The sequence below is a fragment of the uncultured Arthrobacter sp. genome, from assembly GCF_947495145.1.
Classification (GTDB): Bacteria; Actinomycetota; Actinomycetes; order Actinomycetales; family Micrococcaceae; genus Arthrobacter_D.
In genome coordinates this window covers 1-15,017 of the sequence record NZ_CANLXP010000031.1, presented here as the reverse complement: position 1 = coordinate 15,017, position 15,017 = coordinate 1, and the positions used below count along the sequence as shown (strand labels likewise).

The following is a 15,017-nucleotide window of genomic DNA, read 5'->3' as shown; positions in this document are numbered from 1 at the left end:
CTGGTGGTTACGGCGTCGGATGCGTCAAAGACCATCCCCGCAGACTGCCGAAGCCGTTAACCAGTCGTACATATTGTTGAACAATCCGCTAATCTCGTGCATGCTGGGTGAACCACAAACGAGACGAGGATCACTATGGCTTTCATCGACCTGAACAGCGACGTCGGCGAGTCCTTCGGCAACTGGACCATGGGCGACGACGCCGCCATCTTCCGCTCCGTCTCCAGCGCCAACGTGGCCTGCGGCTTCCACGCCGGTGATCCGTCAACCATCGCCCAGACCTGCCGCGACGCCGTTGCCGCCGACGTAACCATCGGCGCCCATGTGGGCTACCGCGATCTCGCGGGCTTCGGTCGCCGCTTTCTCGACTGCTCCCCCACAGAACTGGCCGACGACGTCCTCTACCAAATCGGCGCGCTCGACGCGATTGCCCGCGCAGCCGGCGGCACCATCCGCTACGTCAAGCCGCACGGCGCGCTCTACAACACGATCGTCACCCACGAGATCCAGGCCAAGGCAGTGGTCGACGCCGTCAAAGCCTTCGGCGGCGATCTCCCGATGCTGCTCCTGCCGGGCTCCGTCGCACTCAAGAAAGCCGAAGCCGCCGGACTCCGCGGAGTCTCCGAAGCCTTCGCCGACCGCGCCTACAACCCCGACGGCACGCTCGTCTCCCGCCGTGAACCGGATGCAGTTCTCCACGATGAAAAGACTGTGGCCGCCAACATGGTCCGACTCGCCACCGAAGGCACGATCATCGCCCGCGACGGCTCCGCCATCGAAACCAACGCCGAAAGCATCTGCCTCCACGGCGATACCGACGGCGCTGTAGCGATGTCCGCCGCCGTCCGCCGCGAACTGGAAGCCGCCGGCGTCGGCATCCGGAGCTTCGTGTGAGTGCTGGCGACCCTCACAGCGGCATGCTGACGGAGATTCATTGGGCCGGCCCGCGCGCCCTGCTCATCGAACTCGAATCGCTCGACGCCGTCCTTGCCCTTCACGCTCAACTGGCTGAGCAGCCACTGCGGGGCCAGGTCGATGTCCTCGCCGCTGCGCGCACGGTCCTGGCCGTCTTTGACTCCCGCGCCAATGCCCGCGCCGCCCGCTCGGCCATGGCGAGTCTGAATGCCGCTCCGTCAAAGGACGCGCTGGCTTCCGGGAATCCCGTCCGGATTGAGGTGGTGTACGACGGCGACGACCTCACCGAGGTGGGCCGCCTCACCGGCCTCGGCGCGAACGGCGTCGTCGAAGCCCACACCGGCCAACTGTGGACAGCGGCTTTCGGCGGGTTCGCGCCCGGATTCGCCTATCTGGTGGGCGAGAACGAGACCCTCAACGTCCCCCGCCGCACCAGCCCGCGCACTGCCGTACCCGCCGGATCGGTCGCCCTGGCCGGCAACTTCTCCGCCGTCTACCCGCGCCGCTCCCCCGGCGGCTGGCAACTGATCGGCCGCTCCGCCGCCCGCATGTGGGACCTCGACCGCGACCAGCCCGCGCTTCTGCGGCCTGGCACTACGGTGCAGTACGTCGCGGTACGTGAGGCGATCGAGCTTGCGGACATCCAGGACAAGAACGACGACGCCGGCCCTTCCGCTGCCGGCCCCTCCCTCGAGGTACTCACCCCCGGTCCGCAGTCGCTGATTCAGGACCTCGGACGGCCCGGACTCGGCGACCTCGGCGTCTCTGCCTCCGGAGCCGCCGACACTGCGAGCGCCCGGCAAGCCAACCGCCTGGTCGGCAACGAGCCGGGGGACGCCGTCGTCGAAAGTGTCCTCGGCGGACTGGCCGTTCAGGCTCATGGGGAACTGACCCTCGCCCTCGCCGGCGCACCGACTGCCGTACGCATCGAGGGACAGCACGGCGAGCGCACTGCGCCCATGTACACGCCCTTCGCCCTGCACGACGGCGAAAGCCTCCACCTTGACCTGCCCGATGCTGGGCTGCGCACCTACCTCGCCGTCCGCGGCGGAATCGACGTTGAACCGGTGCTCGGCAGCCGCGCGACGGACCTGATGTCCGGGATCGGCCCGCGAGTCCTCGAACAGGGAACAGTGTTGCCGGTTGGTGGCATCGATCATGAGAATCCCCCCGTTGAGTTGGCAGGACACGCCCCGAATGGTCGGCCATTAGGGGCGTGTCCTGCCAACTCAACGCGACGGATTGTCGGTGCGCCGGAAACCTCGACCCTGCCGCCGGACATCCTCGAGCACCGGGAAACGGTGACGCTGCGCATCACCATCGGCCCCCGCCAGGACTGGTTCACGCCAGAATCGCAGGCCGCCCTCACCGAACACCCCTGGTCCGTCACGGCGGAGTCCAACCGCATCGGCGTCCGCCTCGGACTCCCCATCGACCGGGCGGAAATAGCCACCCCATCGCCGGAACCGTCGTCATTTCCGCCCGGTCGATCCGACGCAGCCGCCGAGAACGGCAAGCCCCTCGAACGCGCACGCACCGAGGAGCTCCCCAGCGAAGGTGTGGTGGCAGGCTCACTGCAGGTGCCGCCGTCGGGCCTTCCCGTCCTTTTCCTTGCCGACCATCCGGTGACGGGCGGGTATCCGGTGATCGGCGTCGTCGTGCCCGAGGACCTGCCCGCCGCAGCCCAACTTCCGCCCGGCACCACCGTGCGTTTTCTCGAAATGGAGCCCTGACCATGAAAAAGGTCCTGATCGCCAACCGCGGCGAAATCGCCGTCCGAATTGCCCGTGCCTGCGCCGATGCGGAGCTAGGTTCCGTCGCGGTCTACGCCGATCCCGACGCCGACGCGCTGCACGTCCGCCTCAGCGACGAGGCTTACGCGCTCGGTGGTTCCGCCAGCGCCGACACCTACCTGAACATCCCGAAACTGCTCGACGTCGCGGCCCGCGCCGGTGCCGACGCGGTGCACCCCGGCTACGGTTTCCTTTCCGAGAACGCGGACTTCGCGCAGGCAGTGCTCGACGCCGGACTCACCTGGATCGGCCCGTCACCGGAGGCTATCCGCAGTCTGGGCAACAAGGTCAGCGCCCGCGAGATCGCAGTCCGCGCCGGCGCGCCGCTCGTTCCCGGGACGGACGGCCCCGTGGCCAATGCCGATGAGGTCCGCTCCTTCGCGGAGCAGCACGGCGTTCCGGTGGCGATCAAGGCGGCATTCGGCGGCGGCGGACGCGGACTGAAGATCGCGCACCGCATCGAGGACATCGACGACGCCTTCGACTCGGCCGTCCGCGAAGCAACAGTCGCATTCGGTCGTGGTGAATGCTTCGTCGAGCGGTTCCTCGACAAACCCCGCCACGTCGAGGCGCAGGTGCTGGCGGATACGCACGGGAACGTCGTCGTGGTCGGCACCCGCGACTGTTCGCTGCAACGGCGCAACCAGAAGCTGGTTGAGGAAGCGCCCGCGCCGTTCCTCACCGATGACCAGCGCAGCCGCATCCACGAATCCGCCCGCGCTATCTGCCGCGAGGCCGGGTACACCGGTGCAGGAACAGTCGAGTACCTGGTGGCGCCCGACGGCGTGATCTCCTTTCTCGAGGTCAACACCCGCCTCCAGGTGGAGCACCCGGTGACCGAGGAAACGTCCGGAATCGACCTCGTGCGTGAACAGTTCCGCATCGCTGCCGGCCTGCCCGTGTCCATTACCGAGGACCCCGTACCGCACGGGCACGCCTTCGAGTTCCGGCTCAACGCCGAGGACGCCGGCCGCGGCTTCCTGCCCTCCCCCGGACCCGTGGACGTCTTCGAAGCGCCCACCGGTGCCGGCATCCGCGTAGACACCGGCGTCCGGTCCGGGTCGAGCGTCCCCGCCGAATACGACTCGCTGATGGCCAAGCTGATCGTGCACGGGGCGGACCGCGCCCAGGCCCTCCGCCGCGCCCGAACCGCCTTGGACGAGCTTCGTATCGAGGGTCTGCCGACGGTGGTCCCGTTCCACCGTGCGGTCGTGCGTGACCCGGATTTCACCCAGTCCGACCGGCTGGGCGTTTACACCACCTGGATCGAATCCGAGTTCACCGAGCGCCTCGCCGCGTCGCTAGACAGTGGACTTACCGGCCCGGTCGCCCGCCGCGAAACGCTCACCGTTGAGATCGACGGCAAGGCGGTCCAGCTCGGTCTGCCGGCAAAGATGTTCGCGGCCTTGATGACCGGCGGGAGCACCGCCGTCGTTCCTTCCTCTGCTGAGGAGGAAAAGGCACAGAACGACGGCGCCGTTCAAGCTCCCATGGGCGGCACCCTGGTGAAGTGGCTGGCCGACGACGGTGCCCACGTGAGTGCCGGTCAGCCCGTCGCGGTACTGGAAGCGATGAAGATGGAAACCGTTGTAAACGCGTCGTCCGCCGGCACTTTCCGGCGCGGCGAGCGGGAGCCGGGTGCCGCCATCGTGCGCGGTGAGGTTTTGGGTACCGTTGAGTAGCCATGACTATCGCAGAAGACGAGAAGATCGCCGCTGAGCACGCGCATACGACGGCGTGGGTTGCGTCGGTGCTGCGGGCGCGGATTGCGGCGGGGCAGCTGACGCCGGGGTCGAAGCTGTCGGAGCAGTCGCTGTCGGCGTCGCTCGGGGTTTCGCGGAACACGCTGCGGCAGGCGTTCGCCACGCTTGAGGGTGAGTCGATCGTGACGCGGATTCCGAACCGGGGTGTCTTCGTGGCGTCACCCGGTGTGGAGGAAGTGCGTGAAATCTACCGGGTTCGGCGGACCATTGAGCCGGCGGCAGTGTTGTGGGGCAGGCCGACGGCGGAGGCATTGGACGCGATGGAGTCCATCATCAGCCGGGCAAAGGCAGCACGGGACGCCGGCTCGGTTCCCGATATGGCCAACGCCAACCAGGCGTTCCACGAGACCGTAGTAGGGCTGACCGGTAGCGATTCGCTGCGGGAACTGATGGACCGGGTGCTGGCGGAGATGCGGCTGGTGTTTCACGCCATGGCCTCCGCGCCGGACTTCCACACGCACTACGTTGACCGCAACGCACAGCTGGTGCAGCGCCTGCGCGCGGGCGAGAACGAGTTGGCGGCCGCCGAGTTGCGAGCGTATCTCGACGCCGCCGAGGCCGAACTGCTGGGGCACCTAGAGGGCGCTTGAGGCCTGCTGATCGCATGGAATCTGTGCTGCTAATGGCATAGTTTTTAGCCTGCTAATGGGATAGTACAGTTACTGCTTTCGGGATAGTAGCGACTACTTTCGGCTGGCAGTGATGCCCAAACATCAGCTCGCAGATCCGGCGCTCGCTGCGCAGCTGACGGGGACCACTGAACAGTCGACCGGTTCTGCGCGGGGTTCGCTGGCGTCGGCTGGCTGGGCCAATTGTTCGAAGCGCTCGCGACTCTGTCAGTTCGCGTTCTTGCGCAGGCAGCGGAGGCTTCCGTTGGGCACTTCCGCACTCGCAATGGCGATCGTGAAGTTGATCTGGTGCTCGAACGATATAACGGCAAGCTCGTGGCATTCGAAGTGAAACTTGCCGCAACGGTGAGCGACAGAGACGTCAGTCATCTCCACTGGCTCCGCAACGCACTCGGAGATCGTCTGGTAGAGACAGCTGTACTGACGACAGGACCCGCAGCCTATAGACGTGCCGATGGGATAGCCGTTATTCCGTTAGCCCTGCTTGGCCCGTAAGCACTCAGGGCACCAGGTAGTCGCTGTCCCGCGCGTCGGTGATGAGCATATGGCCCGGCGCGTGACCGATCGCGAGCGGCGGCCGTGACTGCATCACCGCCGCCTGCGGAGTGACGCCGCACGCCCAGAACACCGGCAGGTGTCCGTCCGGAATGCTCACCGGCTCGCCGAAATCCGGGTTGCCCAGCTCGGTGATTCCCAGCTCGTCGGGATTGCCGACCTGCACGGGAGCGCCGTGGACGGCCGGGTAGCGTGAGGTGATGCGGACGGCGTCGGCCACCTGGGCGGCGGGCACCGGCCGCATCGAGACCACGAGTGGACCGGACATCGCGCCGGCCGGCGTGCACTCCCGGTTCGTCCGGTACATCGGCACGTTCACGCCCTGGTCGATGTGCGCGATCCGGACTCCGCCGTCCTGCAGCGCCGCCTCGAAGGTGAAGGAGCAGCCGATCAGGAAGGTCACGAGGTCATCGCGCCAGTACCCGGTGATGTCGGTGGGCTCGTCGACCTTCTCGCCGTTGCGGTACACCGTGTACTTCGGGACATCGGTGCGGATGTCACCACCCGCCAGCAGCGGACCGCTGGTCTCCCCCGGCTCCAGCACGCCCAGGACGGGGCAGGACTTGGGGTTGCGCTGGGCGAAGAGCAGCAGATCGAAAGCCTGTTCGCGCGGGATGGCGAGCACGTTCGCCTGCGCGTAACCGCGGGACCAGCCCGACGTCGGCACCACCAGTCCGTTGCGGAAGGCCTCCCGCGCTTCGGCCGGCGTGGCGGTGGCCCGGTCTTCTCGACTCCAGCTGATTATGCCGACCACAGCTGTGCCAGACCCATCACCGACGTGTAACCGAGGAACAGTGTGAGCAGCCAGGTCACAACGCCGACGATCAGCAGCCACTTCGGGTAGTCGTAGCCGTTCATCAGGTCGCGCCGCCGCCAGGCTACCCAGAGGAGTACACCGAAACCGACGGGAAGGATCAGTCCGTTGAACGCTCCGGCGAAGATCAACAACTGCTGCGGCGCCTGACCGAGAAAGAGATACGCGGTGGCGCAGACCGCGATGAACACGACCGTGATGAGGTTCCGCTTACGCTCCGGGGTCTTCGAGGAGGTGATGAAGGAAACCGAGGTGAAGGAGGCACCGATCACAGAGGTGATGGCCGCGGCCCAGAGAACAATCCCGAACATGCGCATGCCGATCTCTCCTGCAGCAGCACCGAACGCCTCGGCGGCCATGTTGTCACTGCTCAGGACGGTGCCGCCGGCCACGACACCGAAAATCGCCAGAAACAACAGCACCCGCATGAGACCGGTGACAATAATGCCGAGCACCGAACTGCGGGTGATCTGCTTGACGTGTTCCACGCCGGTGGCACCGGAGTCGAGCATGCGGTGGGCGCCGGCATACGTGATGTAACCGCCGACAGTGCCGCCCACGAGTGTGGTGATGATGAGGAAGTCCACCCGTTCCGGAAGGAAGGTGTTCTTCAGCGCCTCGCCGAGCGGCGGCGCGGCCACGATGGCGACGTAGATCATGAGCAGGATCATGACGGCGCCGAGGAGCACCACAATCCGGTCCAGCGCCATGCCGGCCCGCTTGCTGAGGAAGATCAGGATCGCGACGAGGGCGGACACGGCGCCGCCGATCTTCGGATCCACGCCGAGCATCGCATTGGCGCCGAGTCCGGTTCCGGCAATGTTGCCGATGTTGAAAACCACACCGCCCAGGAAGACCAGGCCGGCAAGGAACCAGCCGACGCCGGGAATCACCCGGTTGCCCAGCTCCTGTGCCCGCAGCCCTGAGACGCCAATGACGCGCCAGACGTTCATCTGGACGGCGATGTCGATGAGGATCGACGCGAGGATGGCGAACGCGAACGCCGCCCCGAGCTGGGCCGTGAAGACCGTCGTCTGCGTGATAAAGCCGGGACCGATGGCGCTGGTGGCCATCAGGAACATTGCGCCCAGCAACGCTGTGCGCCGAGCGGAGGAGCTCAGATCGAGTTTGGTGCTGCCGTCTGCCATGGGTCCGTCCGTAACGTCGGGGTGACTGGTGTCACAATTATCGTCCCGAGCGACGATACAGGTTGTTGAACAATATGCGCAAGGGATTGTTCAACAACTTGGGTTGGATGGCAGGTAAGCCGTCACCGCGCGCACCAGCCGAACAACAGAACCCCAGCCTTTTCCAAAGGTCGACCACCCACAATGACGCCCATTCGGCGGTGTGCCGGATGGCTATCGCGTCACGCGAAAAACGGGAGTGGGGACATGAGGAACACATCGCTATCAACCGCCGGTCTAACGATCCTGCGGGTCATCACCGGTTTCATCTTCGCCGCTCACGGCTGGCAGAAGTACACGGAGTTCACGATCGCGGGAACCCAGGCATCCTTCGCCGACATGGGTGTGCCACTGGCCGACATCGCCGCGCCGGTCATCTCGACGCTGGAACTGGTCGGCGGAATCGCACTGATCTTCGGCCTACTGACACGCCCGTTCGCTGCCCTGCTGGTACTCGACATGCTCGGCGCTCTGATCATCGTGCACGCCCCCAACGGAATCTTCGTGACCAACAACGGCTACGAGCTCGTGCTGATCCTTGGTGCTGCAGCACTGGCCATTGCGCTGATGGGTCCCGGCCGGCTTTCCGTAGACCACGCGCTCTTCGGCCGGCGGAATTCCCGGATGGCGTAAGGCCCGCACCTTCCGCGGCGGCCGGTTCGGGGCGGCGGACCCCTGTGCAACTTCTAAACTGAACCAATGACTGCAACCATCGTGGCCAAAGCGCTTTCCGGCGGCCACGCCCACCGCACCCTTTTCTCCAACCTGGACCTCACCGTCACTGAGGGAGACGTAGTGGGCGTGGTGGGAGCCAACGGCGCGGGCAAGTCGACGCTGCTGCGCCTGCTCGCCGGGGTCGACGAGCCGCTGGTGGGCACTGTGATGGCCTCACCCAAGGACGCCTTCGTGGGCTGGCTGCCGCAGGAGCACGAGCGCACCGCTGGCGAAACCGTGGAGCAGTACATCGCGCGCCGGACCGGCGCCACCGCGGCAACCCAGACAATGGAAGCCGCAGCCGAAGAACTCGGCACCGCCGTCAAGGGCGCCGATGACCGCTACGCCGCGGCGCTGGAACACTGGCTCGCCTCCGGAGCCGCGGATCTTGAGGACCGGCTCCCAGCGGTTCTGGCCGACGTCGCACCCGGCGTGGAGCAGGATGCCCTCGTCACCGGACTCTCCGGCGGTCAGCTTGCCCGGGTTGCGCTGGTCGCGCTGCTGCTGAGCCGGTTCGACGTCGTTCTGCTTGATGAGCCCACCAACGACCTTGACCTGGACGGGCTCGCCCGGCTGGAGGCGTTCATGCGCAACCTGCGCGGCGGCGCGGTGCTCGTCTCCCACGACCGCGAATTCCTGGCCCGCTGCGTCACCACGGTAGTGGAACTGGACCTGGCGCAGAACCAGGTGGCGGTGTACGACGGCGGCTACGACGCCTACCTCGAAGAACGCGCCGTCGCGAAACGGCACGCCCGTGAGGCGTACGAGGAGTACGCCGACAAGAAGCAGGACCTCGTCTCACGCGCCCGCACGCAGCGCGAGTGGAGCTCGCAGGGCGTCCGGAACGCCATGAAGAAGAGCCCGGACAATGACAAGATCCGCCGCCGCGCCAGCATGGAGTCCTCGGAGAAGCAGGCGCAGAAGGTCCGGCAGATGGAATCGCGGATTGCCCGGCTGGATGAGGTGCAGGAGCCGCGCAAGGAATGGCAGCTGCAGTTCAGCATCGGCTCCGCGCCGCGCTCCAGCTCAGTGGTGGCAACGCTGAACAGCGCCGTGGCCCGGCAGGGCGACTTCACCCTTGGTCCCGTGTCGGTGCAGCTCAACGCGGGTGAGCGGATCGGCATCACCGGTCCCAACGGCGCCGGCAAGTCAACGCTGCTGCGCCTGCTGCTGGGTCATCAAGCGCCCGACGACGGCGCCGCCTCGCTGGGTGCCAACGTCGCCGTCGGCGAGATCGACCAGGCACGCGGGCAGCTTGCCGACGACGAGACTCTTGCCGCCGCCTTTGAAGCGGCCGTACCGGAGTTGGCGCAGGCCGAGGTTCGCACGCTGCTGGCCAAGTTCGGGCTCAAGGCGGACCAGACCGGGGCGCTCGTCGGCAAGCTCTCCCCCGGCGAGCGCACCCGTGCCGGGCTTGCGCTGCTGCAGGCACGCGGGGTGAACCTCTTGGTACTCGACGAACCGACCAACCACTTGGACCTGCCGGCCATCGAGCAGCTCGAAGAAGCACTCGAGGACTACACGGGGGCGCTGCTGCTGGTCACCCACGACCGGAGGATGCTCGAAAACGTGCGACTGGATGCGCGGTGGGAGGTCAGCGCGGGACAGGTCCGGGTGTTGTAAACCCGGGAAGCGCACCCCTCGTGGCTGCAAAGGCCGCTGAGTCGCCTAACCTGCACGCAACTTCCGGGGGTGTGCCCTCTGGCACCCTCGCGCAAACCGGAGTACACAAGGAACCATGGCGAAGAACAAGGGAGTAGCACCACGGCTGGCTGAAGCGCTGGGGATCATCCTGGGCACCGAGGAAATCCCGTTGCGGCTCCGGGCGTGGGACGGATCCGAAGCGGGGCCGGTCAACGCCCCGGTGATTGAGTTCCGGTCCCGGCGGGGACTGCGGCGGATGCTGTGGTGCCCGAATCAGCTCGGACTGAGCCGAGCGTACGTCGCCGGTGACATCGACGGCCCCGGTGACCTCTTCGAGAGCTTCTCCGCACTCAGCTCCGTGGGTAAGTTCGCCGAGCTGAAGGCTTTCCGTCCGCCGACCCTGGGCGAGCGCCTGCGGCTGCTGACCACCGCCGTCCGGGTTGGCGCCATCGGCCTTCCGCCCGCACCGCCGCCAGAAGAAATGGACGTCACCCGGAAAGGGCGCCTCCACTCGAAGAAGCGCGACGCTGCCGCAATTTCACACCATTACGACGTCGGCAACGACTTCTACGCGCTCGTCCTCGGTCCGTCGATGGTCTACTCGTGCGCGGTCTGGGACGACGAAAACACCGGCCTCGATGCGGCACAGGAAGCGAAACTCGACCTCGTCTGCCGCAAGTTGGGCCTCCGCGAAGGCATGCGGGTACTCGACGTGGGCTGCGGCTGGGGCAGCTTCGCGCTGCACGCGGCGCAGAACTACGGAGTCGACGTCGTTGGCGTCACCCTCTCGAAGGAGCAGGCGGCGCTGGCACAGAAGCGGGCGGCCGACGTCGGGCTTTCTGACCGGATTGAAATCCGGGTCCAGGACTACCGCGATATTGACGACGGCCCGTTCGACGCGATCAGTTCCATCGGCATGGCCGAGCACGTGGGGAGGGAGCAGATCGGGTACTACGCGTCGAACCTGTACGGCCTGCTGCGGCCCGGCGGGCGGCTGCTCAACCACGCAATCTCGTGGAACGCCGGTGAGATGCCGCCGGATCCCGACTCCTTCATCCCCCGCTACGTGTTCCCGGACGGCGAGATGCTGAGCCTCACGGTCATGATGGGTGCGCTGGAATCGGCCGGGTTTGAAGTGCTCGACGTCGAAGCGCTGCGCCGACACTACGGCCTCACCCTGCGCGCGTGGGTGCGCAACCTCGAGGAGCACTGGGACGAGGCAGTATTGCTCACCAGCGAGGGGCGGGCACGGGTGTGGCGGTTGTATATGGCGTCGAGCGCGCTCGGGTTTGAGCGCGGGCTGAACGGCGTAACCCAGGTGCTGGTGCAGCGGCCGGGTGGCGAGGAGCCACCGCTTCGGCGCACTTACTAGGATGCGGTTGCTGAAGCGAACTTACTAGAGTAAGCGAATGACTTCCACCCTCACTGTGTTCCGAAACGGCCATGTGTTCGACGGCGAACGCTTCCTTCCCGGTCCAACCGACGTCGTTCTCCGTGGCACCACAATCGAGGCGGTGGGTGCCGGCACCGGAGATGCACCGCAGTATTCCGGCGCCACGGTGGTGGACTGCACGGGACGTACGGTGCTGCCCGGGATGATCGATCTGCACATCCACGCGACCACCTCCAACCCGGGTTCCATTCAGGCCGTGGCCGAGCCGTTCTCGCTGCAGTTCTATGAATCCGTGCGCAATCTCGAAGCCACGCTGCGTGCCGGGATTACCACGGCGCGCGACGCCGGCGGCGCTGACCTCGGTGCCAAGCTGGCGATCGAAACGGGCCTCATCAAGGGCCCGCGGCTCCGGCTGGCGATCAGCATCATGTCGCAGACCGGTGGGCACGGGGATTTCTGGCTGCCGTCCGGGGTCGACTCCCCTGCGCTGGGACCGCACCCGGGCCGGCCGAGCGGAATTGCCGACGGCGTCGAGGAAGTCCGCAAGGTGACCCGTCGGCTGCTGCGGGCGGGAGCCGACCAGATCAAGATCTGCTCCACCGGCGGAGTCCTGTCCCCCACCACCGATCCGCGGCACTCCCAGTTCACAGCGGCGGAGATCGCTGTGATTGTTGAGGAGGCTGAGCGGCAGGGCAAGTACGTCATGGCGCATGCCCAGGGCACGGCGGGCATCGTCAACGCGCTGCGCGCCGGGGTCCGGACCATCGAGCACGGCATCTACCTCACCGATGAGGCGATCCAGCTGTTCCTGGACACCAACGCCTACCTGGTGCCCACGCTTTCTGCACCGCAGGCGGTCATCCGTAAGGGCGAATCCGGGACCAGCGGCCTCCCACCGCAGGTCATCGAAAAGGCCAAGCGGATGGCCGAGGATCACCACGCCTCGGTTGCCCGCGCAGTCGCGGCCGGCGTCCGGATTGCCATGGGCACCGACTCCGGCGTGGGTGTACACGGCGAGAACCTCGAGGAGCTCGCCCTGATGGCGGATGCGGGAATGACCCTGGAACAGGTGCTGGCCGCCACTACTTCGGTTGCGGGTGAACTGATCACACCGGAGCACTCGGTGGGCCGGCTGGCTCCGGACTACCTCGCCGACGTCGTCGTTCTGAGTAGCAGGTTGGAAACCGCTGAGCAGCTGCCGCAGCTGCGCTCAATGATCGGCCAGGTCTACAAGGACGGTGAGCTGCAGTTTCGGGAGTGACGGCCGGAACGCAGCGATTCGTCTTGTCCCGATAGAATTACCGTGGCTGTTTCGCAGCGCCGATGCGTTCCACACCCGTCGTTCAACAAGCAGGTCTGCCAGGAAGGGAAGTCATGGTCGAGGTGACCACGGACAGCACGCCCGAGGTTTTCTTCGGCGGACGGTACCGCCTGCTCGAACGGATCGGGCTCGGAGCGAAGGGCACGGTGCACCGGGCACGGGACGAGTTCCTGGGCCGCGATGTGGCGATCAAGCTTCTTCCCACCGACGAGCTCAACGAGGAGCAGCAACGCCGCAACGACGCGGAGGTCAAAGTACTCGCGCGGCTGAACCATCACAGCCTGGTTTCCCTGCTTGACGCCGGCACAGATTTCAGCGACCCGGTTTCACCGCGTGTCTACCTGGTCATGGAACTGGTGCGCGGCCTCGACCTGCGGAACCGCCTGACAGAGGGAACCTTGCAACTGCGCCAAACCGCGCAGATCGGGTCCGATCTCGCCGAAGGTCTGGACTACATACACAGCCAGTCAGTGGTCCACCGGGACATCAAGCCGGCCAACGTCATGCTCTTCGACTACGGCACCAAGGACGCCCGGGTGCGTGCCAAACTGACCGACTTCGGCATCGCCGCCCTGGCTGGCACCAGAGGGAACGACGACGACAGCTCCCTGACCGGGACCATCGCCTATATGAGTCCCGAGCAGGTCAAGGACGAATCGCTCGGGCCCGCGAGCGATGTTTATTCACTGGGCCTCGTGTTACTTCAGTGCATCACCGGCAAGCTCGAATTCCCCGGCCCGGCCGTGGAAAGCGCCGTCGTCAGGCTCTTCCGCGCTCCAGAGATCCCGGCCGATCTGGACCCGCAATGGTCCGCCCTCTTGACCGCAATGACCTCACTGGATCCAGCCGATAGGCCCTCCGCACGGGAGGTCTCGATGGCGCTGTATGAACTGACCGTCGCCGGCCGCTCCCGGCGCAAGCTGGGGGCCTCGCTCCTGCCGGACAACGAAGAGGAGCGGCTGGCTGCAGTCCGCCGATACAACATCCTCGACACTCCACCTGACGGAGCGTTTGACCGCGTGACCTCGCTCGCCGCTCGCATCTTCTCAGTGCCGACGGCGATCGTCAGCGTCGTTGACCACGACCGCATCTGGTTCAAATCTCATCACGGAACCGACGTGGAACAGCTCGACCGGGATCCGGGACTCTGCGCCTCGGCGATTCTTCAGGACGGCCCCTGGGTCATCGAGGACGCCCCGACGGACCCGCGGGCGCTAAGCAACCCACTGGTGGCCGGCGAGTTCGGCCTGAAGTTCTATGCAGGGGTTCCGCTGCGGACCCGGGACGGCTTCAACCTGGGCACTCTCTGCATCCTCGATACGGAGTCCCGTACCTTCACGCCGGAAGAGACCGGCATGCTGGAGGATCTGGCGGGCATAGTGATGAATGACCTGGAGCTCCGGCTCGAGAGTCGCGGCGCTGGGGGCTAAGCCTGAATCCACCGGCTGGGTGTGGCGGGTAGCCCGGTTGCGGTTTCGGCGGGTTGTGCGGTGTGCGGGCATGGCGGGGTGTGGGGCCTTGCTGCCCTTGAGTGTTCCACTGCTGGTGCTGGTTGCGCCGTGTCGGCTGGGTTGACGGGGTTCAGGCCGCTTTCGGGGGTGGGTAGAGGTGGTCAAAGAGCCGTTGCCATTGTGTTTGCCAGGGCCAGTCTTTGGGTAGGTGGAGTATTACGCGCCGGGCTGAGGATGCGATACGGGTGGGCACGTTGATGAGTTTGTCGCGGATGGTCGCGGTTTCGGCCTTGGCGAAGGGGCCTGCTGCGAGGGTGCCGGCAGCGCGGGTGAGGTTGAACGCCATGACTGCGGCGAGGAGCCAGGCGGCGTTCGCGGTGAATTTCCCTGAGGGCATCGAGGCCAGTGCTGAGCTCTTCATATCGGCGTGGACCTGCTCGATTACTGCGTGGGCGCGGTGGGTTTTGTCCGCGGCTACTGTGTCCAGGACCGTTCCCCCGACGGTGGTGAAAAAGGCGTGGAAGCGGTGCGCGTCGAACAGGGTTTCCTGTTCAGCGGGTGCCTTGTTCAGTTCCGGGATCCGGCGTACCACGAGACGGCCGGTGATCCGTTCGGCCTTCTTTTTTGAGGTGAAGGCGGTGAACCCGATCTCGGCGACTTCGGCGTCGGAGATCCATTTACCGGACTCTTCATCGAAGACGGCGTTCGTGTATTCGATTTTCTCCCACGCAGTTTCGGGGATCTTCGCGATGGCTTTCTTCACGGCCGGGTCCATCCGCACGGTCAGGGAGACCTTCGCGCCGGCCCGTGCCGCGGCGGTGGCCACCGCGTGGGCGTA

At 66.2% G+C, this 15,017-nt stretch carries 13 protein-coding genes; 10 read left to right on the top strand and 3 right to left on the bottom strand.

The genetic code is table 11. From position 1 onward, the window contains the following. The first annotated feature begins 135 nt into the window (after nucleotides 1-135). The 5 genes from Q0877_RS16250 (at nucleotide 136) to Q0877_RS16230 (ending at nucleotide 5,595) form a co-directional block, all read left to right on the top strand. Nucleotides 136-894, top strand: a complete 759-nt coding sequence (locus tag Q0877_RS16250) for a LamB/YcsF family protein (protein WP_299169800.1) — start codon at nucleotides 136-138, stop codon at nucleotides 892-894. Between the two features lie 23 nt (nucleotides 895-917). Then, nucleotides 918-2,648, top strand: a complete 1,731-nt coding sequence (locus tag Q0877_RS16245; protein ID WP_299169799.1) for a 5-oxoprolinase/urea amidolyase family protein — start codon at nucleotides 918-920, stop codon at nucleotides 2,646-2,648. A gap of 2 nt (nucleotides 2,649-2,650) precedes the next feature. Further along, nucleotides 2,651-4,390 carry a biotin carboxylase N-terminal domain-containing protein gene (locus Q0877_RS16240; RefSeq protein ID WP_299169780.1) on the top strand — a complete coding sequence of 580 codons (1,740 nt, stop codon included), beginning with the start codon at nucleotides 2,651-2,653 and terminating at the stop codon, nucleotides 4,388-4,390. A 2-nt stretch (nucleotides 4,391-4,392) separates the two neighbouring features. Continuing rightward, complete coding sequence (locus Q0877_RS16235) at nucleotides 4,393-5,061, top strand: GntR family transcriptional regulator (protein ID WP_299169778.1); 669 nt, start codon at nucleotides 4,393-4,395, stop codon at nucleotides 5,059-5,061. Between the two features lie 222 nt (nucleotides 5,062-5,283). Continuing rightward, nucleotides 5,284-5,595, top strand: a complete 312-nt coding sequence (locus Q0877_RS16230) for a DUF4143 domain-containing protein (RefSeq protein WP_299169776.1) — start codon at nucleotides 5,284-5,286, stop codon at nucleotides 5,593-5,595. A 4-nt stretch (nucleotides 5,596-5,599) separates the two neighbouring features. Here the strand turns inward: Q0877_RS16230 and Q0877_RS16225 are convergent, their stop codons facing one another. Further along, the gene (locus Q0877_RS16225) at nucleotides 5,600-6,409 is read right to left on the bottom strand and encodes a putative hydro-lyase (RefSeq protein WP_299169774.1); all 810 of its coding nucleotides are present in this window, start codon (nucleotides 6,407-6,409) and stop codon (nucleotides 5,600-5,602) included. Beyond that, on the bottom strand, nucleotides 6,397-7,617 hold the full coding sequence (locus tag Q0877_RS16220) for an NRAMP family divalent metal transporter (RefSeq protein WP_299169772.1): 1,221 nt from the start codon (nucleotides 7,615-7,617) through the stop codon (nucleotides 6,397-6,399). Before Q0877_RS16220 ends, Q0877_RS16225 begins: the two co-directional genes overlap by 13 nt. A gap of 246 nt (nucleotides 7,618-7,863) precedes the next feature. Between Q0877_RS16220 and Q0877_RS16215 the strand changes: the two genes are divergently transcribed. The 5 genes from Q0877_RS16215 (at nucleotide 7,864) to Q0877_RS16195 (ending at nucleotide 14,158) form a co-directional block, all read left to right on the top strand. Beyond that, the gene (locus Q0877_RS16215; RefSeq protein ID WP_299169770.1) at nucleotides 7,864-8,289 is read left to right on the top strand and encodes a DoxX family protein; all 426 of its coding nucleotides are present in this window, start codon (nucleotides 7,864-7,866) and stop codon (nucleotides 8,287-8,289) included. 66 nt (nucleotides 8,290-8,355) lie between these two features. Next, nucleotides 8,356-9,993: an ABC-F family ATP-binding cassette domain-containing protein gene (locus Q0877_RS16210; RefSeq protein ID WP_299169768.1), complete on the top strand. Its 1,638-nt coding sequence runs from the start codon at nucleotides 8,356-8,358 to the stop codon at nucleotides 9,991-9,993. Between the two features lie 115 nt (nucleotides 9,994-10,108). Further along, on the top strand, nucleotides 10,109-11,386 hold the full coding sequence (locus Q0877_RS16205; protein WP_299169766.1) for a cyclopropane-fatty-acyl-phospholipid synthase family protein: 1,278 nt from the start codon (nucleotides 10,109-10,111) through the stop codon (nucleotides 11,384-11,386). Nucleotides 11,387-11,423: 37 nt separating this feature from the next. Then, nucleotides 11,424-12,668: an amidohydrolase family protein gene (locus Q0877_RS16200; protein WP_299169764.1), complete on the top strand. Its 1,245-nt coding sequence runs from the start codon at nucleotides 11,424-11,426 to the stop codon at nucleotides 12,666-12,668. A 113-nt stretch (nucleotides 12,669-12,781) separates the two neighbouring features. Beyond that, nucleotides 12,782-14,158: a GAF domain-containing serine/threonine-protein kinase gene (locus Q0877_RS16195; protein ID WP_299169762.1), complete on the top strand. Its 1,377-nt coding sequence runs from the start codon at nucleotides 12,782-12,784 to the stop codon at nucleotides 14,156-14,158. A 151-nt stretch (nucleotides 14,159-14,309) separates the two neighbouring features. Here Q0877_RS16195 and Q0877_RS16190 read toward each other — a convergent pair. After that, nucleotides 14,310-15,017, bottom strand: a 708-nt coding sequence (locus tag Q0877_RS16190) for a transposase (protein ID WP_299169760.1), incomplete at its 5' end; no start/stop codon positions are given.

Excerpts from the sequence above, each read along its gene's own strand:
- Q0877_RS16250 (WP_299169800.1), top strand. The coding sequence starts at position 136 with ATGGCTTTCATCGACCTGAACAGCGACGTCGGCGAGTCCTTCGGCAAC.
- Q0877_RS16245 (WP_299169799.1), top strand. The coding sequence starts at position 918 with ATGCTGACGGAGATTCATTGGGCCGGCCCGCGCGCCCTGCTCATCGAA.
- Q0877_RS16240 (WP_299169780.1), top strand. The coding sequence starts at position 2,651 with ATGAAAAAGGTCCTGATCGCCAACCGCGGCGAAATCGCCGTCCGAATT.
- Q0877_RS16235 (WP_299169778.1), top strand. The coding sequence starts at position 4,393 with ATGACTATCGCAGAAGACGAGAAGATCGCCGCTGAGCACGCGCATACG.
- Q0877_RS16220 (WP_299169772.1), bottom strand. The coding sequence starts at position 7,617 with ATGGCAGACGGCAGCACCAAACTCGATCTGAGCTCCTCCGCTCGGCGC.
- Q0877_RS16215 (WP_299169770.1), top strand. The coding sequence starts at position 7,864 with ATGAGGAACACATCGCTATCAACCGCCGGTCTAACGATCCTGCGGGTC.
- Q0877_RS16210 (WP_299169768.1), top strand. The coding sequence starts at position 8,356 with ATGACTGCAACCATCGTGGCCAAAGCGCTTTCCGGCGGCCACGCCCAC.
- Q0877_RS16205 (WP_299169766.1), top strand. The coding sequence starts at position 10,109 with ATGGCGAAGAACAAGGGAGTAGCACCACGGCTGGCTGAAGCGCTGGGG.
- Q0877_RS16200 (WP_299169764.1), top strand. The coding sequence starts at position 11,424 with ATGACTTCCACCCTCACTGTGTTCCGAAACGGCCATGTGTTCGACGGC.
- Q0877_RS16195 (WP_299169762.1), top strand. The coding sequence starts at position 12,782 with ATGGTCGAGGTGACCACGGACAGCACGCCCGAGGTTTTCTTCGGCGGA.